Genomic DNA, 21992 nt, shown 5'->3' with positions numbered 1-21992 from the left:
ACCCTGGTCATGACCGATTCAAGCGGCAGTCCCAGACTGCAGGTGATGAGAGCCGTCGAAGACGGCTGGAACGCCTTCACGAAGTCACCCTGGCCCTTCGTGTTGTTTGTCCTCCTTTTTTGGGTCCTTTCGGCCATCTTCCAGGCCATCGCCAATGTGGTCGTGGTTTTCGCCGGAAACACCTCCACCACTGTTCAAATCATTGGCTTAGTCGTGTCTTGGCTGGGCAGCACGATCATTAGCCTCTGGGGTGTGACCGGGTTGATCCGAGGTGCATGGAAAGCCCTTGATGACGAGAAGCCCAATTTCTCAGAGTTAATCCGCTTGGACGGAGGAGCCGCCGGTCGACTGTTCATTAACCAGCTGGTGCTGGCGCTCATTCTCGGCATCATCGTCTGGATCAGCCTTTTGATCAGTGGCGAAGTGGCTCAGCTCAATGAGTCCCTGGCGTTCATCCCCGCCATTACAGCCGCCGTCGTATTCATCTATCTGGCGGTGAACCAGAAGTTTCTGCCCTGGATCGCCCTGATCCAGAACGGCAATCCCTTCGACACGATCCAAAGCGGACGTTCCGGCGTGGATCCTTCTTGGTGGTCGGTGGTGCTGCTTCTGATCATTGAGGCCTTGATCCTGCTCGCCGGCCTGCTTCTCTGTTGCGTCGGCCTGTTGGCGGCATTCCCTGTGGTGATCTGCATCTCCACAGCCGCCTACCGACAGATCTTCGGAAGTGAGGACAGCACGGGATTCCTCAGCTGATCTTCGACAGGGGCAGGCGACGGGCGAGCCGCAGTTTGGCGCTGCGGCTTCGCGGATTGGTGTCCTGTTCCTGCTCATCAGCAGTCAATGGCTTGCGGGTGATCCGCTCGAGGCGTTCGTCCTGCAAAAAGGCTGTTTTCACCCGTCGGTCCTCCAACGAATGGAAGCTGATGATCGCCAGCACTCCACTGGGCTTAAGCCAATCGGGTGCCTGCTGAAGCAAGCGATCCAGCACCCCAAGCTCATCGTTCACGGCAATGCGCAGGGCCTGAAAAGTACGTGTCGCCGGATGGATCCGTCCTCGGCGAGCCTTGGGCGGATAACACCCCGCCACCGCGTAAGCCAGAGCTGCGGTGCCTGCGTAAGCACCATGCGTAGCCAAATCGTTCTTGATACGACGGGCGATCCGCCGTGACAAACGCTCCTCCCCATAGGCGTAGATCAGATCCGCCAAAGCAGCTTCCTCGAGTCGCTCGATTAATTCAGCCGCGGTTTCAGTGTTTGCCTCTGGATTCATGCGCATGTCGAGCGGGCCATCGAGTCGGAAGCTGAAGCCCCTGGCCGCCACATCCAACTGCGGACTACTCACCCCCAGATCCGCCAACACCAGATCCACAGGTTGTTCAGGCCGGAAATCAGCGAAATTGGTCGCCACAACAATCGCCCGCTCTCCATAGGGCCGCAGGCGTTCCGACGCAGCAGACCGGGCTGTGGCGTCCTGATCGAGGCCGATCAGTTGCAACCCCGGGTAACGATCGAGCAGCAAAGAACTGTGGCCAGCGCCCCCCAGAGTTGCGTCAATCAACAGACCGTTCTGCCAGGGAGCATCAGCACTGGCGGCTAATGCCTGCAGCAGCGGAGCCGCCAACACCGGCACATGAACGAACCCATCTTCAGGGAGCTGTGACTGATCGGGCATGGGTCCTTCCTAATATCTCGATGCGTTCGCATTGCCACGGCCCCATGACGCAGCTGGAAACGCGCACGGAGCCGATGGTGGTCAACTTCGGCCCCCATCACCCCTCCATGCACGGGGTATTGAGGCTGGTGGTGACCCTCGACGGCGAAGACGTGGTGGATTGCGAGCCAGTGATCGGCTATCTCCACCGCGGCATGGAGAAGATTGCCGAGAACCGCACGAACGTGATGTTCGTGCCCTATGTGAGCCGCATGGACTATGCGGCGGGCATGTTCTACGAGGCGATCGTGGTCAATGCCCCGGAACGCCTGGCGGACATTCCGGTGCCGAAGCGGGCGAGCTACATCCGGGTGCTGATGCTTGAGCTGAACCGAATCGCCAACCATCTGCTCTGGTTGGGTCCCTTCTTGGCAGACGTGGGTGCTCAGACCCCCTTCTTCTACATCTTCCGCGAGCGGGAGATGATTTATGACCTCTGGGAAGCAGCGACAGGCCAGCGCCTGATCAATAACAATTACTTCCGAATTGGCGGTGTTGCTGCAGATCTGCCTTTTGGCTGGCTGGAAAAGTGCCGCGATTTCTGCGACTGGTTCGGCCCGAAAATTGATGAATACGAAAAGCTGATTACAAACAATCCGATCTTTCGGCGCCGCATCGAAGGCTTGGGGGTGATTAGCCGCGATGAGGCAATCAACTGGAGCCTGTCCGGGCCCATGCTGCGCGCATCAGGCGTGCCCTGGGACCTTCGCAAAGTTGATCACTACGAGTGCTACGACGACTTTGACTGGAAGGTCGTCTCAGAGAAAGAAGGTGATTGTTTCGCCCGCTACCGCGTTCGGATCGAGGAGATGCGCCAGTCTCTGAGCATCCTGCAGCAGGCCTGCGAGATGATCCCCGGAGGCCCAACCGAAAACCTCGAAGCCAAGCGAATGGCCGAAGGTAAAAAGAGCGAATTCGCTGGATTCGATTACCAGTATGTGGCCAAGAAGGTTGCTCCAACCTTCAAGATTCCCAATGGTGAGCTCTACACCAGACTGGAATCTGGCAAGGGCGAAATCGGTGTCTTCATCCAGGGCAACAACGATGTCACCCCCTGGCGCTTCAAGATCCGCGCTGCCGACAGCAACAACCTGCAGATCCTTCCCCACATCCTCAAAGGCCACAAGGTGGCCGACATCATGGCGATCCTGGGCTCGATCGACGTAATCATGGGATCCGTGGATCGCTAACGATCAAGCCGGACGAGAAGGCTGAATGAATGTATTCCTGCGCAGACTCCAGCACGCCGGCCACCTGATCCCTTCCGTGTTGACGGGTTATCTCTGGTTGAAGGGTTGGCAGCCTCATCTGCCCGGCTGGGGATGCCCTTTCCGTGCCTTAACAGGCATCCCCTGTCCAGGCTGTTTCCTGACGCGCGCCACCTCTGCGGCCTTGACTGGACAACTCGATCGCTCAATCGAATTACACCTGTTTGGGCCCATTGCAGCAGCAACACTTGTGATCTGGAGCGTTGCATCGATCCGAACCAACAGGCTGATACCCAAACAACTGTCCTTCGCCGCACTAGCCATAGCAGCATCAGCACTGTTCAGCTACTGGATACTGCGGATCCTCTTCAGCTATGCCCTTCACCTCAAGGGCTTTCCCGGATTCCCAAGCCCATAAAAAAAACCGCCCTACAAAAAGGGCGGCGATAAAATGATCAAACTCTGATTAGGATTTCACTCTTCAGACAGATGAAGAGGCACTAACCAGACCAGAACGTGAAACGTAGAGCTGGATAAAGAAAGTCACCACTGGCACATACACAATCAGGCCAACAATGCAGAAGCCGCAAGTCACAAAAGCAAGCAGGAAGGCCATTAATTGAATACCCACCAAAGCCCAACCTTTATCAGAACCGTAGACGGACGCAAAGGAGGAAGTGAAACAATCCCAAACGCCCTGATCAGTCGTAAACACCTTGTTCACGTAGACCGGCATCGACGCAAAGATGATCAACCCCGGAAGCACACAAGCGAAAATCCCTATAGTTGATGCAACTGTAAACAGAACACCCGCTATGACATAGCGCCCAAGCCGAGACATCAAGACCGAATAAACATCGGAGAAGCCAACCACTTCACCACGCTGATAATAAAGAGCAGGAATCGCGGTGAACATCACACCAATCAGACTCTGGAGGATCCAGAAAGGAACATTAGTGACCTGACTAAGAATCATTCCTATTCCGGCTCCGGCGCCTGAGCCGTCATCAATAGCTGCAAACCCAAAGAAAATAACGTAATAAACAATCAGCCCAATAATTCCTACAACAACCGAAGCCAACCAGGTCAGAAGAAGCGTCGGGACATGGGCAATCGTGTCCTTCCAAGCATCTCGCAGGGTGGAGCTGGCGCTAAACGAGGTCACAAGTCAAGGTCAATTACTGCAAATACTATCTTTTAGCTACAGGCCTTGCCACCTGGTAAGCAAATTCCGTAACAACACAAGCTTCACGCCACCTAACAATGTGCGCCTTGACCTCACTCGGCAAAACACATCAAATCAAGCCGAAAACGAGGTCACACTCGTGAGCCTTAAGATACGCTCTGCTGATAGCAATTACCCGACGATCTGCCCTTATTCTCACCATTAATGGTCACAAGGCAGCCGACATCATGATGCTCTTTGCTGGACTCGTTGATCACGAGCCTGCGGCAAGCAGAACGCCAATAACCATCAAAGAACAAGGCCTGCGCAAAGAAAGGCGGCCGACAACTATTGATCAAGAGCACTAAGCCATCAGATCAATCCACCACTCGAACACCACACAGAGCACAGTCACGTCAAGACTGCTTGATCGGCCGCCAGGGTTCGGATGAACATTGGAGTGAAGAAACATTCAGGCATATTTTCTAATCAGCCTTCCCCACAGAAGCGCAAATCCCAAGGGAGACATCGACGAAGACGACACAAGTCGATCTTGACACTTTTTAGAAGGAATAGGCTCGACTCAGTCTTATACTATTTAGACATCTTGAGTATTGAACCAATGAGCGTGATCCCCATTGCGATCTTGATTGGAGTTTTATGCTTGGATTTAGCCAATGCACTGATCGGCATGCTGACCAATTTCGAGCTTTTACCAGAACTCGGAAAATGGACAAACATTGCCTGTGCAGCCCTTAGCTTAATAGCAACACTGATGTCCTTTGTACTACTTTTAACCAAAAAATACTCATCGATTTTAATGGGCTTTATGGTGACAATGCTGAGCGCTCTATCCTTCGCCGTCTTCACAGCATGGACAGCAAGCTGGTTTGTGAACTGAGACTTGTATGAACCAAGCAAGTTGGCTCGAGCTTGAACGCCACGTGCGCTTTGGTGACACTGATGCGGCAGGCGTCATGCATTTCCATCAGCTCCTGCGCTGGTGCCATGAAGCCTGGGAGGAAAGCCTGGAACGCTACGGAGTAGCAGCCGCCGTGGTGTTTCCCGGCTGCCGCGATCAGGAACACAGGCCTCAAATCGCCCTACCCGTAATTCATTGCGAAGCAGACTTTTTGCGACCCGTGCATGGAGGAGATCAACTTTGCCTCACACTGCAACCAGAACGAATCAACCCAGGCTGCTTTGAGGTTCACTACCTCTTCCAACTGCAGGAGGAGGTCGTGGCCCGAGGCCTGATCCGCCACCTGGCCATTAATGCGGAATCTCGCCAACGCTGCCCCCTTCCAGAAGCAGTAGATCTCTGGTTAGAGGCTTCAGGCATGGGGCGAATCAGTAGCCTTTAAAAAGATCACAAAATAAAAAGATAGAGGCAACAACTGTCAAGATTGGGCAACCCTTACACATCAAGAAGCGAATGAGCGAAGCAATTAACTTTCAGCACCAAAGCCCTGCGACAATAGTCATCCTCCTTATAGCCACCTGCACCATTTATTACTTTGTTTTATTGTATCAATGGATCACCGCAGTCAACCTGGCCAGCTCAAAACCAAAACTAGACCCAGCAATTGCAATCATTCTAACAATAGTAACTTGCGGACTGGCCTCGATATATTTTGAATACGAAGTGGCCGAGCGAATCGAAAAAATCATCCAAGAGAAAAAAGCTAATGGAACTCTTAGAAACGACGGAATGGCGCCCCCTCTCAACAATCTAAAAGGGCTTGTTTTATTTGGAAGCCTTGGAGCCTTGGCAGTCTCTGCATTTTCAGCTGGCTGCTTAAGCGTACTTGCCTTGATATTCTTAATTTGGCTGTCTTGCGCAGTTCAATACGCAATTGAATATGCGCTTGACACCCCGCAAGAATAATCAGCCAGAAATCAAGCTGAGTACATTCCACGGCCCTGCCAAAGGCGAATCAGGATGCTTTCTAATCTTTTGCTTGCGAATTTAACCAAGCCTGCCAACGCTCACTTTGCCACTTGCCCTCGGCAGAAGCCTCAAGCTCCGGGCAGTGGTGCCAGGCCATCGGTCGTTCTGCAGGGAACCACTCTGCAGTGATTGAACTTAAGCGCTGCACCAGGGCAAGCCAATCCCTTTGCGTATAAGAATCCTCAGAGAAGCGCACCAGCCCTACCAACCGCTGCCCCCAAACGTCGCTCTCTTCCGGTAAAAGCAGCACCGCCTCCAACGGCAAGGCCTGCTCCTTTGCCTCATCCAAGAGGCGCTGGCCCAGTTGCTCAGGGAAGACCGTTTCACCACCAGAGTGAATAGCCCCATCGATGCGGCCGCGGATTTCCAGCCATTGGCACGCATCAGACCCTGTCGAGATCGAGGCGGCGTCTCCGCTACGCCACCAGCCGTCTGCATCAGCCAGAGGCTTCCACGCTCCATCACGCCAACGGGCCAGAGCCAGTCGCTCGGTGCGCACCATCAGGGCACCGTCACTATCCAACTGCAACTGCACATCAGCCAGGGGAGCTCCGCAACCAGACTGGCCCGCAAGGAACTCCTCTGGAGTCTGAGCTGCCACCATCGCAGCGGTTTCCGTGGCGCCATAACAAGGAGCCAAACGCAAATTCAACCTCCGAGCTTGTTGTGCAAGAGAGGCCGGCAACGAAGCGCCGCCAACCCACACCAAGGCCATCTGCTGCAACCAGATCACACCCTGGGCATGGTCGATCAGCCGCTTCAACTGGGTAGGAACCAACGAAACGACCATAGGCTTTTGGCCCCATCCGGGCAGAGCTGTGCATGCGGCCATCAAGGCTTCTGGCTGTTTCATCAAGGCAGGCTCAAGTACCTGGTAGTCGCCCCCAAAAAAACGACTCCGCCACCATGGCATCAGCCCACTGACGTGGTGAAAGGGCAGTGGGCTGAGGAAAAGAAGGTTCCGAGGGTCCAACCCCACCGCCTTCAGCCACTGACCGCAAGCGGCGGCGGAACGATCAAGGTTGAACCATGGCTGCAAGCAGAAACTGCGCTCCCCCTCGCTCCCACCGCTGGCCAAGACAACACCGCCACCCGCTGGCCAATCGAAATGACTGAGTGCGTCAGGGGAGGCTGAAGTTGCATCAAAGGTCTGAACCGCCTGCAACAAAACCCATTCGCCTCTCCTCTGCGCTTGCTCGAGCCGCAAAAACACCGCAGCCAACTCCTGGCCAGACACACTGAGCCGCAAGAAGCCTCCATCAGCAGCGCCACCAAACTTCTGCTCTCTCATCCGATCGCCTCTGAAGCAGCCCAGACCTGTTCTGGATCAGAGCTCAACAAGGGTCCCTGCGGGGACCAACCCGGGGCCAGCCCCGGAGCTGTCGGTGTCGGCCCCTGCAGTTGCAAAGCCGCGAGATGGGCAAGCCAGCGGGCACCGATGCCTGTTTCAAACGCCGTGCTCAGCATCAGCCGCGGCACGCCCTGCTGCAACTGGCGCAGCAATGGCCTGGGATCTCCCTCAAGACTGGGCCGGCGCACCTGCCAACCGGGCCAGTGTTCCCTCCAGGCTGGGTGCTTGCGCAGACCTTCATCCAGGGCCACAGGCACCCGAGCCAACAAGCTGCGATGCCCTTCCAGATCGTCCACCATCAGGGGCTGTTCCAACCACTCCAAGCGAGGGTCGCCCTGGAGAGACTCGACCCAGCGCTGGGCTGTCTGGCGACACCAGCCGCCATTGGCATCCAATCGCAACTTGGAGCGGCGGGGCAAGGAATCACGCAACCACTCCAGCAGGCGCCATTCCTCGGCATCTGCAGTCGCGGCCACCTTCCATTTCACAGTCAAGGGATGGTCCTGCGCCAGATCCTCCGCCAGGAGCCGCTCCAACGCCGCAGGCATCTCACCACCCGCCGGCAGCAACTGAGCCGAAGACGGGGCGGGCAACCAGCTCTCTCCAGCCGCTCCACCCACGAGTTCCTGCACTTCCGCCAGAGCAGCACCAAGACCGAAGGCCACAGCACCAGGGCTGACCATCACATGCCGCTCCAGATCAGCCTCCGTCAGGCTCTGGCTGGACGTGCCAGCGAGTTCAGTCATCGCGCGAGCACACCGCCGTTGTTCGACGGAATCGAGCGGCGACACTTCACCCCAACCGCAGCGACCTGAGGGAGATTGCAGGCGAAGCAACCAACCTCGGCGCTGTTGCCACTCACCGGCTGCGTTACGCAGGGAACGGGTGAGCACAAAGGAGTAGGGCCTGATCTGCAGCCTCAGCCCCATCGTCATCACCCTGCTGCCTGCTGGCCCCATCCCAGCAGAGGACTGATCGCCAGACCAGCACTCAACCCAAGCCCGTTAAGCGCCTGAAAGCGCAACGCCAGAAACTTGCTGTGCTGAATGCGCTCAGGCTCATGGTGATGCTGACGCAGTAAGCGGATCAAGGCTGCACCGGCGGGCAAGCCCAGCGCTCCAAGCAGAGCCGTCAACGGCCATTCCCCCTGCACCACAGGGATCCATTCCAGGGCCAGGGTGCCGACCACGAAGCAAGGGATCAGCGCGGCAGCCCTGGCCGTACCAAGACGCACCACAGGAGAGCGCTTGCCATGAGCTTCGTCTTCCTCCACCTGATGAAAGTGGGAACAAAACAGCACCAACGAGGTGGCAAGGGCTGGACCAGCGCCCAGCGTCAAGGCCGGCCCCCAGGGGATGGGGAGCTGCTCAACGCCATGAGCCGCTGGGGCGAGCACCAACAGGGCTGCAGCGGTCGCGAAGGGACCGAAAGCCAGCCAGCAAAGCGGTTCCCCCAAACCCAGATAGCCCAGGCGGAATGGAGGGCCTTGGTACACGTATCCGATCGCGCAGCTGATCGCCACCAAACCAAGCACCGCAACGCTGCTGCGCAAGGCCAGAAACAGCATCAACAACAGGCCCAGCAGCAATGCCAGCCAAGCCAAAGACCGAACCGGCGGCTTACGTCCAAGCAAAGCCACCACCGAGTGGGGCTTCCCCCTGGCATCCACCCCGGTGTCCGCATCAAAGAGATCGTTACTGAGGTTTTCCCACAGCAGCAGCAGCACCGCTGCCACAAGAAAACCGACCGCCTGGCTCCAACGCACCGAATGGCCTTCCGCCAGTCGCCAGCCGGCGGCCAAAAGCACCGGCATAACAGCCACGGAATACATCGGCCACTTGATCGCAGCCTTCCAGAGGCGCCGCCGATCCGAGTGCGGGGCGTAACGGGATGCAACAGCCTGCGGGTCTGGCATGGACTCAAGCCCTCCGGCCCATACGAAGGCCCATACATTTGAGCAGCACGGTGTCTTCTCCACGTCGGATGCAGGCCGCTTCCGCCTCCAGCCTGGATGCAGCACGGTTCCCTGACGTGCTGGCCGCTGCATTGCGAATCTGGGAACGGCAGCGGGTCGACGACGGGGTCTTCAGCATGGCCCTTCCACTGCAAGGAGTGGACCCGTTAGAGCAACTACCGCTGCTGGAAGCAACTCATCCGTTCCGCTTTCTTTGGGATGGCGCACCTGGCCTCTGCCTGGCCGCCAGCGGGCGCTGTCATCACCTCGACCTCGCTGGCCCCAAACGATTTGAGCTGGCGCAACGCTTCAGCGATGCCACCCTGGCCCGCCTCATCGATGCCAGCCCCCACGCACCAGCCCAAGCCCGCAGCCGGGTGCTGTTGGCCTTTTCTTTTTTCTCCCATCCGAACGAACAGCAACGACAAGCCCAGCCGCCAGCCGACACCACGCCAGCCGTCCAAGCGGTCCTGCCCCGATGGCAACTAAGCCGACATGGCCGCCAGGGCTGGCTACGCATCCATGGCTTGGCTCACCAAAGCGGCGATGTGCGCGATTTGGTGGAAACACTGTGGGCGATGCATCAACGCCTGCAGGCCCCGACTGCCAATGCCAACCCTCAGCACTGGCAAGGACCGATCGGTGCCGTGACCACCAACGTGCCCTGGCAGCAGTGCTATGCCCCGGCGCTTGAGCAGGGGATCGAACTGGTCAATCGGGGCGATCTGCACAAACTCGTGCTCGCGGTGCGCCAGAGCATCGCCCTGCGCGACACGCTCAATCCCCTTCCGCTCCTCGCCAGGCTGCGCCATGAGCAAGCTGGGAGCTGCCGCTTCCTCTGGCAACGCTCCGCTGCTGACGCTTTCTTCGGGGCCTCCCCGGAGCGCCTGCTGAGCCTGCGCGGCGGCCAGCTCCGCAGCGACGCCCTGGCTGGAACTGCAGGACAGGGGGACAGCGGCGAAGCTCTGCTGCAATCGGACAAGGACCGGCGCGAGCATGAGCTCGTGGTGCAAGCGATCACTGAGCACCTGCAGCAGCAGGGCCTCAGCCCACGTCGGCCACGGCGCCCTCAGCTGGCACGACACGGACATCTGGTGCATCTCCACACCCCGATCACCGCAGCAGCCAGCGGCCATCAACCCCTGACCCTCTCGGGTGCACTCCACCCCACGCCTGCCGTGGCTGGTTTGCCACGGCGAGAGGCGATGACCTGGCTGCGCAGTCTGGAGCCGTTTGAACGCGGAGGCTATGCCGCCCCAGTGGGCTGGATCGACAGCGCTGGGGATGCGGAACTCCGGGTAGCAATCCGCTGCGGCCATGCCCGCGGCCATCGCCTCGACCTGACCGCAGGGGCCGGCCTCGTGCGTGGATCACTGGCTGAGAAAGAACTTCAGGAGGTGGCTCTGAAGCTGGCCGTACTAGCCGACCAGCTCGACCTGCGCTCAGGGGGTCGGCAGCGAACGCAGACGCCAGTCCATTGAGCACTGCTTGAGCACATCACCGAAGGGCTCCACGCGCCCACCAATGTGTTGATGAAGAAAGTGCTCCTCTAACGCTGCCCAGGCCAACGCATTACGGGGATTGGCCCAGCCATGCCCCTCATCAGGAAACACAACAAAATCAATCGGCAGTTTGCGAGCCGTCATTGCAGCTGCGATGGATTCACTCTCCCGCAAGCTGACCCGTGGATCATTGGCACCGTGACCCAACAGAAGAGGGCGTTGAATCTGATCCACATGATTGATCGGAGAAATGGCATCGAGGTCAACACTGCCGACACCAATCATGCGGTCAAAATTGATGCGAGTGGCTGCCCAATAAGGAGGAATCGATTCCAACAATGTGCGGAGATTCGAGGGTCCGACTGCTGAAACCGCTGCTGCAAATAGCGTTGGATCACGCGTCAATCCTGCCAAAGCTGCATAGCCGCCATAGGAGGCGCCCTTGATCACCAGTTTGTCAGGGTCAGCAATGCCCTGATCAACCGCCCAGCCAACGGCGTCCACCAGATCATCCTGCATCCGGGCATACCACTCACCTTCTCCTGCCAGCAGATGCGCCTTTCCAAAACCAGTGCTGCCGCGATAGTTCACACTCATCACGTGATACCCCCGATTGGCAAGCCACTGATGGGTACGATTCAAACCCCAATAATCTCTGGCCTGAGGGCCACCATGCACGACCAGAACAAGGGGCTGCGGACCATCACTGGCGAGGGGAGTGCGCGTTAAATAGGCAGGAATCCTCCGGCCATCCCGGGCCTTGAGGTCGAGGCTTTCCATCGACGCCAGGGCGTAATCGTCCAGTTTTGGCTGAACTGAAAACAACCGTTGATGCTGACGGCGATCTCGATCCCAGAGCCAGAATTGCTCGCCCTGACGGTCGGAAGAGACCAGAACCAACCAGAGTCGATCTTTCCTGTCGCGATCGAAAACCGAGAACTCATTGGAGCCCGCCAAACGTTCTAAGGCGTCGTAATCGGAGCGCAGCGAAGGATCCAAAATGAAACGCTGACTACGCAAATCCGTTTCGACTAGCACCGAGGGCACGCCAGTCTCAATCGTTTTCATCGCGATGCCCAACGCTCCAGTCGTTGCTCGGTGCACGACTTCAAAACCACAATCGGTCGTGCAGCGCTCCAGCTCCTCACGACTCCAACGCACAAGGCGAGGTTTGTCTTCCCCCGTGCTCAGTTGCCCATACAGCCACTGACCATCACGGGTGAACCCTGCTGGCATAGACAAGCGAGCATCTTCGAAACCGAATTGAAGAAAGGGGCGCCACTCCTTCTCACCAGGCAAACGAAGCTCATAGACCACGCCGCCATCGGCCAATTCCTCAGAGCGCAGATAGGGATACCACTCACCATTGAGGCGATCCACTTCAACGGGTCGACCATCGTCAACTTGATGAAGCAGTTTGCGCTCTCCACTTGAAATATCGAGCACATAAAGATCGTGATAGCGAGGATCACGATCATTGAGGCCAACCACCAATTCGCCAGGCACATCGCGATCTGCAGCATTGACACGCGCCAAGACACCGGATGGTGGCGTGAGATCAACCGTCTCCCCTGTGCGCGGGTCAATTCTGACCAGCACCGTGTTTTCATCTCCCTGTGCATCTCTGCTAGAGATCAGGAAGCGCCCATCAGGCGTCCATCGAGCACCCTGTTGCGGCCGATCCGTCTTCCGGGTCAGCAGACGGGGCTCTTCACGCCCATCCAGATCACGGACCCAGAGGTTGAGAACTCCTTCGTAAGGCGCGAGGTAGGCGATGCGGGTGCCATCGGGGCTGAGGTCAACCCCCGCGATCTCAGGGTTACCGAACAGCACCTCGCGCGGAATCAATGGCGGCGGCTCCGCCGCCGGCACAGCGACAGGGACCAAAACCTGACTGAAGACCAGGCCCGAGAGCAGCAACCCTCCAAGCATCACCGTGCGCCTGCGCATCGCCAATTCCTCTGAAGCACCAACAGAATTGTGGCGCCCCTGTCCCAAAGTGACGAGACAACGCAAAGGGACTCAGCGTTGCCTGCTCAAACGTTCGATCACCCGATCAGCGAGGGGGACCTGCATGAGGCGTTCCACCTCTCGGATCCCAGTGGGACTGGTGACATTGATCTCACTGAGCATGCCGCCGATCACGTCGATGCCAACGAAGAAAAGGCCCTCTGCACGCAGGGCTGGTGCCAAGGCTGCACAGATCTGATGCTCGCGGTCACTGAGCTCGGTGGCCTCCGGATGCCCTCCCACTGCCAGGTTGCTGCGGAACTCACCCTCCTTCGGCTTGCGATTCACGGCTCCGAGAGGTTCCCCGTCCACCAGCAGGATGCGCTTATCGCCATCGGTTACAGAGGGCAGAAAGCGTTGGGCCATCACTGGCAACCGCCCCTGCTCCGTCACCAGCTCCAGCAGCGCGCCAAGGCCTGGAGCCTGAGCTGACACCCGCACCACACCCAGACCGGCACGGCCTCCGAGAGGCTTGAGCACGACCTCGCCCTGTGCATGGGCAAAAGCCTCCAACTCAGAAATCCGACCGGCCACAAGGGTCGGGGCCATCCAACGGCTGAAACGCAGGGCTCCGAGCTTTTCGTTCCAGCTGCGCAACGAGGAAGGCCGGTTGAGAACCAATGCCCCAGCCCGCTCGGCAACCTCCAACAAATGAGTTGCATAGAGATAAGCCTCATCAACGGGTGGATCCTTGCGCATCCAAATCGCGTCAAAGGTCTGGAGCTGCTGTCGCTGCGGCTCGCCAATCGTGAGCCAGGGTTCAGCCTGCACAGGCACCGCAACGACAAGCGGTTCATCACCCAAGGCGATGAGATCAGCAGGGGTCGACGCCCACACTTCATGACCGGCCCTCTGGGCAGCCTGCATCAGGGCAGCCGTGGAGTCTTTGACCGGATTGATCCGCTCCAGCGGATCCATCACAAACAACTGGCGCATCGGAACCTCCGATCAGGCCTGCGCCAGAAGCGCATCGAGGTCACCGGCACGCTCCAGCGCATGCAGCTCATCACAGCCACCGATGTGACGGTCGTTGATGAAAATCTGGGGAACACTGCGCCGGCCATTGCCCCGATCAGCCATGGCATCACGAGCCGGCTCATCACCATCCACGGAAATCTCGTTGAAGCTCACACCCTTGCGATCAAGCAATCCCTTGGCGCGCACGCAAAAGGGGCAGGTGCGCCAGGTATAGATCTCAACCTTGGCCATGGCTGTGCAGAACGGGTGAGGGGGAATCTTATGCAGGCCAACCACGCTGATAGCGTCGGATCAATGGAAAAGTCCTCACCGTTGCTCGACCTCACTGACTTCAAGCGCGACCTCTCCGAGCTCACTGACCGCCTGGGCCATGCCCAGGACTGTCTTTGACGTTCCTGCACTGAAGGCCAGGCAGCAGGACCTCGAACAACTCGCAGCCCAACCGGGTTTCTGGGACGACCAACAAAACGCCCAGAAGCAAATGCGCCGCCTCGATGAGGTGAAAGCTCAACTGGAAAAGCTCTTGCAATGGCGTCGTGCAGTGGACGATGCGGAGGCAACCCTTGAGCTTTATGAGTTGGAGCCCGACGACGACATGCTCGCTGAGGCCCAGACCGGTCTGACCAAACTGCGTAGCGAACTGGATCGCTGGGAGCTGGAGAGGCTACTGAGTGGGGAATACGACAAGGAAGGAGCCGTTCTCTCGATCAATGCGGGCGCCGGCGGCACCGATGCCCAGGACTGGGCCCAGATGCTCCTGCGCATGTATACGCGCTGGGCAGAAGACCATGGGATGTCGGTGAGCGTGGACGAACTCTCCGAAGGAGAAGAAGCAGGCATCAAGAGCGCCACGATCGAAATCGAGGGCCGCTACGCCTATGGCTATCTCCATAACGAGAAAGGCACCCACCGGCTGGTGCGTATCTCACCGTTCAACGCCAACGACAAGCGTCAAACCAGCTTCGCCGGTGTGGAGGTGATGCCCATGCTGGACGAAGACGTGGATATCGATATCCCAGAAAAGGATCTAGAAGTCACCACCAGCCGATCCGGTGGTGCTGGTGGCCAGAACGTGAACAAGGTGGAAACCGCTGTCCGCATCCTGCATATCCCCACGGGCTTAGCCGTGCGGTGCACGCAAGAGCGTTCCCAGCTTCAAAACAAGGAAAAGGCGATGGCTCTGCTCAAAGCCAAGCTGCTAGTCATCGCCCAGGAACAACGAGCTGCCGAAATCGCCGACATCCGCGGCGACATTGTTGAAGCAGCCTGGGGTAATCAGATTCGCAATTATGTATTTCACCCCTATCAGATGGTCAAGGATCTAAGAACCCAGGAGGAGACCACCGATGTGCAGGGGGTCATGGACGGTGATCTCGACCCCTTCATTCAGGCTCTGCTGCGCCAGGGTGTCGACAGCCCAGGCCGTGAAGACGAGAGCTGACGCATGAATGAAACGGTGAACGACAACGCCCCCAGCTTCGTCAAGCAGGCCATGCGCAACATGGTGCGCAAGGGCAGCAAAAGCCTGTTGCACTTTGGACTCACTGGCGTGGGTTTCCTCGCCTTCATTGTTTTGGTGGCCTGGCTCGGACGTCCCAGCCTTCCTTAATGACCAGGCCTGCATTCGAGCTCGATCTCGCATTTGATCCAGCACCATCGATCCTTCACGCTGACGCGGATTCCAAGACAGAGCACACTCGCCTCAGCGCTTCAGAGGACTGGCTCAAGGAGCTGACTGCTTGGCTGCAGACGATGAGAACATTGCAGCCGCCCGCTTGTCCTGCATCGGTACGACAAGCACGGGGATTCAGCCTGGGCCTACAACTCACCGATGATGCGACCATCGCCGACCTCAACGGCCGCTGGCGCAACAAACAGGAATCCACTGATGTGCTCTCGTTTGCCGCCCTTGACGACGCACCACCGCTGATCGAGGCACCATGCCTGGAGCTTGGGGACATCATTGTGTCCGTGCCGACAGCCCGCAAACAGGCCAGCGACCACGGGCATGATCTGCTTTGGGAACTGCGCTGGCTCGTCAGCCACGGCTTTCTCCACCTGCTCGGCTGGGATCACCCCAACGAGGCACTGCTGTCAGCGATGCTGCGCTGCCAGGAGCAACTTCTTGGCAAGAGCGGTAAGGTTCTGGGCCAAAGGGAGGGTAGTAGTGACGCGACTTCAGAACTCACTACTGCACCCTGAGAGCGCATCCACCGTGCCTGAGGATCTGAGCCAAACCAGTCCAACCCAGGCTCGGCGCACAGCCCGTCATGCTGCCCACCGCGGGGCCTGGACCATTGCCGGTGACCTGCCTTCCAGCTTCCGCTATGCCGCTCAGGGACTGGGCTACAGCTTCATCAGCCAACGAAACTTTCGCATTCACGTTGTGATTGGGGCCGTGGTGTTCAGCCTTGGGATCGGGCTGCAACTCCCGGCCCTGCAAATGGCTGTTCTGGTGCTCACCATCGCGGCGGTGCTTGTGTTGGAACTTCTCAATACCGCAATGGAAGCGGTCGTTGATCTGGCGATCGGACGGCGCTTTCACCCCCTTGCTCGGATCGCCAAGGATTGTGCCGCCGCTGCTGTACTGGTGGCTGCAATCAGCTCAATGCTGATCGCCCTGCTCCTGCTGCTGCCGCCACTGGTGGAGCGCCTTCAGGGATAATCAGAGCCATGCTTCTGGTGATCGACAACTACGACAGCTTCACCTTCAACCTGGTGCAGTATCTCGGTGAGCTGGCGAGCGAACACCCGGTCGCTGCTGATCTGCGCGTCGAGCGGAATGACGCCCTCAGCATTGGCGAGATCCACAGCCTCAATCCAGAGGCCATCCTCCTGTCACCAGGCCCGGGGGACCCGGACCAATCAGGCGTGTGCCTCGACGTGCTTCGCGAACTGTCTCCCAGCATCCCCACCCTCGGGGTCTGTCTCGGCCATCAGGCCCTGGCCCAGGTCTATGGCGGTCGTGTGGTGCGTGCCCCTGAACTCATGCATGGCAAGACCTCACCCGTGCTGCATCAAGGGGAAGGGGTGTTTGCCGGACTACCCCAACCCATCACCGCCACCAGATATCACAGCCTTGTGGCCGAGCGCGACAGCCTCCCCTCCTGCCTGGAGGTGACCGCCTGGCTCGAGGACGGCATGGTGATGGGTCTGCGACACCGTGACTATCCCCACCTTCAGGGAGTGCAATTCCACCCTGAAAGCGTGCTCACCGAAGCCGGCCACCAGCTGCTAGCCAACTTCTTACGTCAAGCTGAGTCGGGAGCACACCACTGCTAGTTTCCAAGCCCAGTCGGATCCACTCCATGCCCGCTCGCAAGCCGACCACGGCAGTCCGATCCGCAGCGATGCTGCTCGGTGCATCCATCACCCTGGGGGGAAGCCTGCATGCCCAGGCCGGTGGCGTCACCATCACCAACTATGGCCACAGCGCCCTACTGATCAATGGTGGTGGCCAGTCGGTACTGATCAACCCGTTCCGAGCCGTGGGTTGTGCCAAGGGTCTTGCGGAACCACGGGTCACGGCGAACGTGATCCTGGCCAGTTCCGAACTCCCAGATGAAGGGGCCCGCATCGCCAACGGCACCTTCCTTTCCCGACCTGGTTCCTTCCGGATAGGCGGCCTGAACCTGGAAGGCTTCTCTGCCCCTCATGACCGCATCGGGGGACGCCGTTACGGCCAGTCCACCCTGTGGCGTTGGCAGCAGGGTGGACTGAGCTTTGCCCACCTCGGCGGTACCGCCGCCAAGCTCAGCGGCGAAGACAAGGTGCTACTAGGGCGCCCTGATGTACTGATCATCGGCGTGGGCGGCGGGGGCAAGGTGTACAACGGCAAGGAAGCTGCTGAGGTCGTGAAAGCCCTCAACCCCCGCCGTGTGATTCCCGTGCAATACGTGAGCGGTGAAGCACCCGTCGGTTGCGATCAGACTGGCGTTCAGCCATTTCTGGATTCCTTAGGCGGCATCAAAGTGCAGCGCGTGGGCACCACGCTCACGCTTCCGAGCAGCCTGGGTGACAACACGGTGATCGACGTGATGCGCTGATCGGCTCCAACCGCAGCCGTGTCAGTCAGCCCACCGTCATTGGTGTCGCCTGAAGCAGTCGCTGCAATCCAGAGCGATCAAGACCTGCGATCAAAGCGAGCAACAGCAACACCCTCGCCTTCTGAGGATTGAGGGTGCCGGCTGGCAACAGCCCAAGTTGATGGTCATCAGCATGACCATGCACCGGCCCTGCACCACAGCGGTTCGAGCGCAGCATCAAAGGCAGAGAACCGCTCCAGGCCTCCAAGGCCCTGCGCTCCAACGCAGAAAGCTGACCAGCACCGGTCCCGGTGAACACCAGCCCCTCCACCCCTGCCATGAGAAGGGCTTGGATCAAGGCAGCAGGTGGATTGACGCAACCATGAAGGATCGCCACCTCCGGCCACAGTTCCGGCAGCTGCAGTCCCGCAAAAGGTATCTCCCGCTGGGTTCTCGCCGAAGGCAGATGGACACCGGCATCATCCAACCAACCCAGAGGGCCAGCACCAGGGCTTGCAAACGCACCCACTCCCTGCGTCGCCACCTTGCTGACAACACGGGCACTGTGAATCTCGCCATCCATCACCACCAGCACCCCCAGCCCCCTGGCCTTCAAGCTGACCGCCACCTGCACAGCCTGAAAGAGGTTGAGAGGGCCATCAGCGCTCAAAGCCGTCGCTGGACGCATCGCCCCCACCAACACCACTGGCCGCGGATCGTCGATCAACAGATCCAGCAGCCAGGCAGTTTCCTCCAAGGTATTGGTGCCATGGGTGATCACCACTCCCACAAGATGCGGATCAGCCGCAAAGGCCGCGCGAATGCGCAACACCAACTGATTCCAGTGCCCAAACTGCAAATCCGCACTGTCAACGTTGGCAATGGCCTCAACTTGAAAGCTGGCCAACTGATGCAGCTCAGGCACTGCCGCTAGAAGCTCTTCAGTGCTGAGAGCACCAGCGGCATAGCTGTTCAAGCGAGTGCTGGCATCACCGCGGCCAGCGATCGTGCCACCGGTGCTCAGCAACAACACAGAGGGGAGCATCTTCGCCAACAGCGTCATCAGGTGAGGCCAAAGCGGAGCGCCAGTTCATCCAATAAAGCCTCATCAACGCCATAACGACGCAGGGCCTCCAACACGGCCCGAGGCTGATCGGTTTTGGAGACGTCTCGCACCTGCTCGAACACCGTCAGGCCAATCGGACCGATCAGTTCGGTGAGATGGGCACGCAGCTGCTCATCTTCAAGCACAGCAGGAGCTGCAGATTCCTCTTCAGCCCTTGAGACAGGCAGGGGAGCTGTATTCGGGGCAGGAACTGATAACGCTTCACCCTCAGAGGCAGACAATTGCGCGGAGACGGTTGCCGCCTTCGCCAGCAGTTCGTCGATCACCGCAACAGGCACGGAGGAGTTCTGCAGTTGGGTGCGGAGAAAGGCCGGATCATGCTGCGCCGCTTCGCAAAGCTCAGTGGTCCAGATGAAATCCGCAATCGGCCCGACACGATCTCGAAGCAGGGCAAGCAACGCCACCTGTAAACCTGCCTCAGGTGCAGCAGCTTGAGCCTGTGGCACAACCACTGACGGCTCCAGAGGAGCCATGGTTTCGATCCCCCCCCCGACAGGGACATCAGGCATTTTCAACTGGGCCTTGCGCATCGCCTCCTCCACATCAGCCAGGGCGAGTCCTGCACCCACCAATCGCTCCTGCAATGAGGGCAGCTGATGGGCTTCAATCGTGGAGGGCGTCGACTCCAGCAGCAGCGCAACCATCGGGCCATAAATCACCACCAGATGGTCATGCAAAGCGACTTTGCTGACCGGTTGCCGAGGCCCATCCACCGTTGAGCGGGTCGGCAACAGCGACTGCGGAGCGGTATGGCTCACCAACACCGGCGATGGCTGATCCAGCAACTGAAGGGCATCAGCGGCATGCTTCAACCGTCTGGCAGGCTGATCCTCAAGCAGGGGAGCAAGCCAACGCTGTACCTCCAAATCGAGCCCTTCAAGCTTCCAGCAAGCCAACGTCTCGTCGTACAGAGTCGACGGCTCTCCACCGCAATACAGCAGCAGAGCTGACACCCCGAGGGCATAGAGATCAGCAGCCGGCGTAATCCGACCAAAACGTGCCCGTTCAGGGGCTGTGAAATAAGGCCGACCCAACTCAGACAAGCTTGGCTCACCCCCCTCAGGCTGCTGTCGCTTGGCTTCCGTACGCGCCCTTAAAAGCGAAAAGTCCACCAGAAAAGGAGCGCCATCACTGTCCGGAAGGATGAGGTTGGCCGGATGAATGTCGCCATGCACCAGACCTGCGGCATGCACCACCTCCAGCACCTGCAGCACCTGACGCAACAACTCCGCTAGCCGCTGCTTGCGACGCAACAGGTCGAGGGATCCATGCAGGGATGGTCCAGCGATGTGCTCCTGAATGAAACAGAAGATTCCTCCCTGGGCATAGACATCCAGCACCCTGGGGATTCGAGGATGGCGCAGACGATCGAGGCACGCCGACTCCACCCGCAACGCCTCTTCCAGGGCCGCATCGGCGGGAATCAGCTTGAGCACGGCCTGACGGTCACGCTGACGCTCCTGGAGCAGCAGCGTGTTGCGTTCCTTGGAGCGACTCAGGGGGCGAACGACGGAATAAGGGGTGTCTTGCAGCAGCGCATCCACGTTCAAGCCCGTCTCCAAAGGAACGCGACCAAAGCGCAGCAGCTCCTCGGGACCGAGACAGTAAAGATCCATCCGCTCTGGCAGACCCTTCAACTCCACATCACCCATCCCCCAGGCCAGCTGACGGAAGCGAGGGTCGATCAGCTCATAGGTGGAACGGGTGAAAGCCACACCATTCGCGGGGCTGACGGTCTGCAGCCGAGAGGCGAGATGCACTCCCTGGCCAAGAATGTCATCGCCATCGGCATAAATTTCACCGGTGTGCAGCCCGAAGCGATGGGCAAGCGACTGACGTCCGCGCGCACTCAGAGCCTCCACGGCCGACTGAATGAACTGGAGCGCCTGGGTTGGTCCATCGAAGGTCACCAACAAGCCATCCCCGAGGGATTTCACAAGCAGTCCCCCATGGCTCTGTACCGCGTCGCGAATTAATGACAGATCTTCCTTGATGCGCTGAATCGCGATCAGTTCATCGGCAAAGATCTTCAGAGAGGAATCGACCACATCACTGAAGACGATGGCGCGGAGATGACGAGCTTGTTCCGGCATCAGCGATTGCCTCCCTGACCAGCGATGGTTGCCGACTTCGCTCCATAAACGGTGTAGGCCTGACCACCCTGAGGTAGAGACCAACCCTCAACAGCGGCCACAATCGCCCTCAGTTCCTTCAGTGCATACGGCTCAGGGAGGACTCCGCTGGCGTAGCCCAGAGATCTCGGTAGCTGAGTGACATTCTCATCCAATTGACGCAGAAACGGTTGGTGATCCGCCTGCAACAGGGGCTGACTAAGGGCTAGCGCCCCTAGGGGAATCAGATGAGAGTCTTCATGGAGCACCTCAAAGCCATCCATGCCGTGGGGGATTGCCCCATCCCAGGCGATCACATCAACCTTCTCGTCGTGAAGCATCTCGCGCAGGCGGGCATAACTAAGGGCGTAATGCACTTCCGAGAACCGCAAGCCGTGGAGGTTGAACAGTGGCAAGTAGAAACCGCTCAACGACCCTCGCGGCAACAAGCCGAGACGCTGACCGCGAAGATCAGCCCTACTCGTCAAACCACGGCTGGCTTTGACCAGCAGCTGTGACTTGGAATTGCCTCGCCGACCCAGCTGACGCACAACCCCGTAGCCTCCGTTCTGCTCGAGCGCATAAGCCGTCAGTCCCGGAGGCAGAAAGGCCAGATCCCAACCTCCGTTCTTCAAGCGCAGTCGGGCCTGCTCCGGACTGACGACAGGCTCTAATTGCACTTCACACCGGCTGGCCACCGTCAGCAACTCGCGCAAGCGGAACTGTTCACGATCAGCCAGAACACCAGCAGCTGACTCGAGCTGTCCCTCCTCAGCTCCGACCAGGCCAACCCTCAGCCGACCACCGGAGCCACAGAGGGAGACATCAGAACGAGGCACCCCGCCACAGGCGGAGGTGAGCAACAAGGCCAACAACCACAGCCAGCGCTTCATCCCC

Annotated in this window: 24 protein-coding genes; 13 read left to right on the top strand and 11 right to left on the bottom strand. The window is 58.9% G+C overall.

Annotated elements, in window-relative coordinates; all coding sequences use genetic code 11:
* Nucleotides 1–9: 9 nt before the first annotated feature.
* Nucleotides 10–756 carry a hypothetical protein gene (locus DXY16_RS10690; RefSeq protein ID WP_115121210.1) on the top strand — a complete coding sequence of 249 codons (747 nt, stop codon included), beginning with the start codon at nucleotides 10–12 and terminating at the stop codon, nucleotides 754–756.
* Here the strand turns inward: DXY16_RS10690 and rsmH are convergent.
* The gene (gene rsmH / locus DXY16_RS10685; RefSeq protein WP_115121209.1) at nucleotides 749–1675 is read right to left on the bottom strand and encodes a 16S rRNA (cytosine(1402)-N(4))-methyltransferase RsmH; all 927 of its coding nucleotides are present in this window, start codon (nucleotides 1673–1675) and stop codon (nucleotides 749–751) included. The genes DXY16_RS10690 and rsmH overlap by 8 nt on opposite strands.
* Before the next feature lie 44 nt (nucleotides 1676–1719).
* Between rsmH and DXY16_RS10680 the strand changes: the two genes are divergently transcribed.
* Both DXY16_RS10680 and DXY16_RS10675 read left to right on the top strand, forming a co-directional pair.
* Entirely contained in the window at nucleotides 1720–2904 is a 1185-nt protein-coding gene (locus tag DXY16_RS10680; RefSeq protein WP_115121208.1) for an NAD(P)H-quinone oxidoreductase subunit H, read from the top strand.
* A 25-nt stretch (nucleotides 2905–2929) separates the two neighbouring features.
* Nucleotides 2930–3340, top strand: a complete 411-nt coding sequence (locus tag DXY16_RS10675) for a DUF2752 domain-containing protein (RefSeq protein ID WP_115121207.1) — start codon at nucleotides 2930–2932, stop codon at nucleotides 3338–3340.
* Between the two features lie 63 nt (nucleotides 3341–3403).
* Here the strand turns inward: DXY16_RS10675 and DXY16_RS10670 are convergent, their stop codons facing one another.
* On the bottom strand, nucleotides 3404–4087 hold the full coding sequence (locus DXY16_RS10670; RefSeq protein ID WP_115121206.1) for a hypothetical protein: 684 nt from the start codon (nucleotides 4085–4087) through the stop codon (nucleotides 3404–3406).
* Nucleotides 4088–4709: 622 nt separating this feature from the next.
* Between DXY16_RS10670 and DXY16_RS14440 the strand changes: the two genes are divergently transcribed.
* From DXY16_RS14440 to DXY16_RS10650, 3 genes are all read left to right on the top strand, one after another.
* A complete protein-coding gene (locus DXY16_RS14440) occupies nucleotides 4710–4988 on the top strand; it encodes a hypothetical protein (RefSeq protein WP_137007087.1) in 279 nt (92 codons plus the stop codon).
* A gap of 7 nt (nucleotides 4989–4995) precedes the next feature.
* Nucleotides 4996–5451: a thioesterase family protein gene (locus DXY16_RS10655; protein ID WP_115121203.1), complete on the top strand. Its 456-nt coding sequence runs from the start codon at nucleotides 4996–4998 to the stop codon at nucleotides 5449–5451.
* Nucleotides 5452–5522: 71 nt separating this feature from the next.
* Entirely contained in the window at nucleotides 5523–5975 is a 453-nt protein-coding gene (locus DXY16_RS10650; protein WP_115121202.1) for a DUF4234 domain-containing protein, read from the top strand.
* Nucleotides 5976–6036: 61 nt separating this feature from the next.
* Here the strand turns inward: DXY16_RS10650 and DXY16_RS10645 are convergent, their stop codons facing one another.
* From DXY16_RS10645 to menA, 3 genes are read right to left on the bottom strand one after another with little or no spacing between them, the layout of a single operon-like run.
* Complete coding sequence (locus tag DXY16_RS10645; protein ID WP_115121201.1) at nucleotides 6037–7329, bottom strand: AMP-binding protein; 1293 nt, start codon at nucleotides 7327–7329, stop codon at nucleotides 6037–6039.
* Entirely contained in the window at nucleotides 7326–8318 is a 993-nt protein-coding gene (locus DXY16_RS10640) for an o-succinylbenzoate synthase (protein ID WP_115121261.1), read from the bottom strand. Before DXY16_RS10640 ends, DXY16_RS10645 begins: the two co-directional genes overlap by 4 nt.
* A 5-nt stretch (nucleotides 8319–8323) precedes the next feature.
* Nucleotides 8324–9304, bottom strand: coding sequence for a 2-carboxy-1,4-naphthoquinone phytyltransferase (gene menA, locus DXY16_RS10635; RefSeq protein ID WP_115121200.1), 981 nt, complete (start codon nucleotides 9302–9304; stop codon nucleotides 8324–8326).
* 68 nt (nucleotides 9305–9372) lie between these two features.
* On the opposite strand from menA, the gene DXY16_RS10630 reads away from it, so the two are divergent.
* Entirely contained in the window at nucleotides 9373–10824 is a 1452-nt protein-coding gene (locus DXY16_RS10630) for an isochorismate synthase MenF (protein ID WP_115121199.1), read from the top strand.
* On the opposite strand, the gene DXY16_RS10625 is transcribed toward DXY16_RS10630, so the two are convergent.
* The 3 genes from DXY16_RS10625 to grxC form a co-directional block, all read right to left on the bottom strand.
* Nucleotides 10786–12795: a S9 family peptidase gene (locus tag DXY16_RS10625; protein WP_115121260.1), complete on the bottom strand. Its 2010-nt coding sequence runs from the start codon at nucleotides 12793–12795 to the stop codon at nucleotides 10786–10788. The genes DXY16_RS10630 and DXY16_RS10625 overlap by 39 nt on opposite strands.
* Before the next feature lie 72 nt (nucleotides 12796–12867).
* Nucleotides 12868–13791 carry a glutathione synthase gene (gene gshB, locus DXY16_RS10620; protein ID WP_115121198.1) on the bottom strand — a complete coding sequence of 308 codons (924 nt, stop codon included), beginning with the start codon at nucleotides 13789–13791 and terminating at the stop codon, nucleotides 12868–12870.
* A gap of 12 nt (nucleotides 13792–13803) precedes the next feature.
* Entirely contained in the window at nucleotides 13804–14064 is a 261-nt protein-coding gene (gene grxC, locus DXY16_RS10615; protein WP_115121259.1) for a glutaredoxin 3, read from the bottom strand.
* 81 nt (nucleotides 14065–14145) lie between these two features.
* Between grxC and prfB the strand changes: the two genes are divergently transcribed.
* From prfB to DXY16_RS10585, 6 genes are all read left to right on the top strand, one after another.
* Nucleotides 14146–15274 (top strand): peptide chain release factor 2 gene (prfB, locus tag DXY16_RS10610; RefSeq protein WP_115121258.1). Its coding sequence is split into 2 segments (ribosomal slippage): nucleotides 14146–14220 and nucleotides 14222–15274, totalling 1128 coding nucleotides; the frame shifts between segments, so codons are not numbered across the junction.
* Between the two features lie 3 nt (nucleotides 15275–15277).
* Entirely contained in the window at nucleotides 15278–15442 is a 165-nt protein-coding gene (locus DXY16_RS10605) for a DUF3285 domain-containing protein (RefSeq protein WP_115121197.1), read from the top strand.
* A complete protein-coding gene (ybeY, locus tag DXY16_RS10600; RefSeq protein ID WP_115121196.1) occupies nucleotides 15442–16035 on the top strand; it encodes an rRNA maturation RNase YbeY in 594 nt (197 codons plus the stop codon). Before DXY16_RS10605 ends, ybeY begins: the two co-directional genes overlap by 1 nt.
* 25 nt (nucleotides 16036–16060) lie before the next feature.
* The gene (locus DXY16_RS10595; RefSeq protein WP_244281662.1) at nucleotides 16061–16498 is read left to right on the top strand and encodes a diacylglycerol kinase family protein; all 438 of its coding nucleotides are present in this window, start codon (nucleotides 16061–16063) and stop codon (nucleotides 16496–16498) included.
* A gap of 8 nt (nucleotides 16499–16506) precedes the next feature.
* A complete protein-coding gene (locus DXY16_RS10590) occupies nucleotides 16507–17115 on the top strand; it encodes an aminodeoxychorismate/anthranilate synthase component II (protein WP_115121194.1) in 609 nt (202 codons plus the stop codon).
* Between the two features lie 68 nt (nucleotides 17116–17183).
* Complete coding sequence (locus DXY16_RS10585) at nucleotides 17184–17879, top strand: MBL fold metallo-hydrolase (RefSeq protein ID WP_244281661.1); 696 nt, start codon at nucleotides 17184–17186, stop codon at nucleotides 17877–17879.
* A gap of 25 nt (nucleotides 17880–17904) precedes the next feature.
* Here the strand turns inward: DXY16_RS10585 and DXY16_RS10580 are convergent, their stop codons facing one another.
* From DXY16_RS10580 to DXY16_RS10570, 3 genes are read right to left on the bottom strand one after another with little or no spacing between them, the layout of a single operon-like run.
* Nucleotides 17905–18903, bottom strand: a complete 999-nt coding sequence (locus DXY16_RS10580; protein ID WP_115121257.1) for an asparaginase — start codon at nucleotides 18901–18903, stop codon at nucleotides 17905–17907.
* A 17-nt stretch (nucleotides 18904–18920) separates the two neighbouring features.
* The gene (locus DXY16_RS10575; protein ID WP_115121192.1) at nucleotides 18921–21077 is read right to left on the bottom strand and encodes a protein kinase; all 2157 of its coding nucleotides are present in this window, start codon (nucleotides 21075–21077) and stop codon (nucleotides 18921–18923) included.
* Nucleotides 21077–21988, bottom strand: coding sequence for a phosphate/phosphite/phosphonate ABC transporter substrate-binding protein (locus DXY16_RS10570; protein WP_115121191.1), 912 nt, complete (start codon nucleotides 21986–21988; stop codon nucleotides 21077–21079). The genes DXY16_RS10575 and DXY16_RS10570 overlap by 1 nt, the downstream gene beginning before the upstream one ends.
* Nucleotides 21989–21992 lie beyond the last annotated feature (4 nt).

The organism is Synechococcus sp. UW105, from assembly GCF_900473935.1.
Classification (GTDB): Bacteria; Cyanobacteriota; Cyanobacteriia; order PCC-6307; family Cyanobiaceae; genus Synechococcus_C.
This window is presented reverse-complemented; position numbering and strand designations above follow the sequence as displayed.

Bases quoted from the DNA above. Each gene is read 5' to 3' on its own strand.
- DXY16_RS10690 (WP_115121210.1), top strand. From the start codon at position 10: ATGACCGATTCAAGCGGCAGTCCCAGACTGCAGGTGATGAGAGCCGTC.
- rsmH (WP_115121209.1), bottom strand. From the start codon at position 1,675: ATGCCCGATCAGTCACAGCTCCCTGAAGATGGGTTCGTTCATGTGCCG.
- DXY16_RS10680 (WP_115121208.1), top strand. From the start codon at position 1,720: ATGACGCAGCTGGAAACGCGCACGGAGCCGATGGTGGTCAACTTCGGC.
- DXY16_RS10675 (WP_115121207.1), top strand. From the start codon at position 2,930: ATGAATGTATTCCTGCGCAGACTCCAGCACGCCGGCCACCTGATCCCT.
- DXY16_RS14440 (WP_137007087.1), top strand. From the start codon at position 4,710: ATGAGCGTGATCCCCATTGCGATCTTGATTGGAGTTTTATGCTTGGAT.
- DXY16_RS10655 (WP_115121203.1), top strand. From the start codon at position 4,996: ATGAACCAAGCAAGTTGGCTCGAGCTTGAACGCCACGTGCGCTTTGGT.
- DXY16_RS10650 (WP_115121202.1), top strand. From the start codon at position 5,523: ATGAGCGAAGCAATTAACTTTCAGCACCAAAGCCCTGCGACAATAGTC.
- DXY16_RS10645 (WP_115121201.1), bottom strand. From the start codon at position 7,329: ATGAGAGAGCAGAAGTTTGGTGGCGCTGCTGATGGAGGCTTCTTGCGG.
- DXY16_RS10640 (WP_115121261.1), bottom strand. From the start codon at position 8,318: ATGGGGCTGAGGCTGCAGATCAGGCCCTACTCCTTTGTGCTCACCCGT.
- menA (WP_115121200.1), bottom strand. From the start codon at position 9,304: ATGCCAGACCCGCAGGCTGTTGCATCCCGTTACGCCCCGCACTCGGAT.
- DXY16_RS10630 (WP_115121199.1), top strand. From the start codon at position 9,373: ATGCAGGCCGCTTCCGCCTCCAGCCTGGATGCAGCACGGTTCCCTGAC.
- DXY16_RS10625 (WP_115121260.1), bottom strand. From the start codon at position 12,795: ATGCGCAGGCGCACGGTGATGCTTGGAGGGTTGCTGCTCTCGGGCCTG.
- gshB (WP_115121198.1), bottom strand. From the start codon at position 13,791: ATGCGCCAGTTGTTTGTGATGGATCCGCTGGAGCGGATCAATCCGGTC.
- grxC (WP_115121259.1), bottom strand. From the start codon at position 14,064: ATGGCCAAGGTTGAGATCTATACCTGGCGCACCTGCCCCTTTTGCGTG.
- DXY16_RS10605 (WP_115121197.1), top strand. From the start codon at position 15,278: ATGAATGAAACGGTGAACGACAACGCCCCCAGCTTCGTCAAGCAGGCC.
- ybeY (WP_115121196.1), top strand. From the start codon at position 15,442: ATGACCAGGCCTGCATTCGAGCTCGATCTCGCATTTGATCCAGCACCA.
- DXY16_RS10590 (WP_115121194.1), top strand. From the start codon at position 16,507: ATGCTTCTGGTGATCGACAACTACGACAGCTTCACCTTCAACCTGGTG.
- DXY16_RS10585 (WP_244281661.1), top strand. From the start codon at position 17,184: ATGCTGCTCGGTGCATCCATCACCCTGGGGGGAAGCCTGCATGCCCAG.
- DXY16_RS10580 (WP_115121257.1), bottom strand. From the start codon at position 18,903: ATGCTCCCCTCTGTGTTGTTGCTGAGCACCGGTGGCACGATCGCTGGC.
- DXY16_RS10575 (WP_115121192.1), bottom strand. From the start codon at position 21,077: ATGCCGGAACAAGCTCGTCATCTCCGCGCCATCGTCTTCAGTGATGTG.
- DXY16_RS10570 (WP_115121191.1), bottom strand. From the start codon at position 21,988: ATGAAGCGCTGGCTGTGGTTGTTGGCCTTGTTGCTCACCTCCGCCTGT.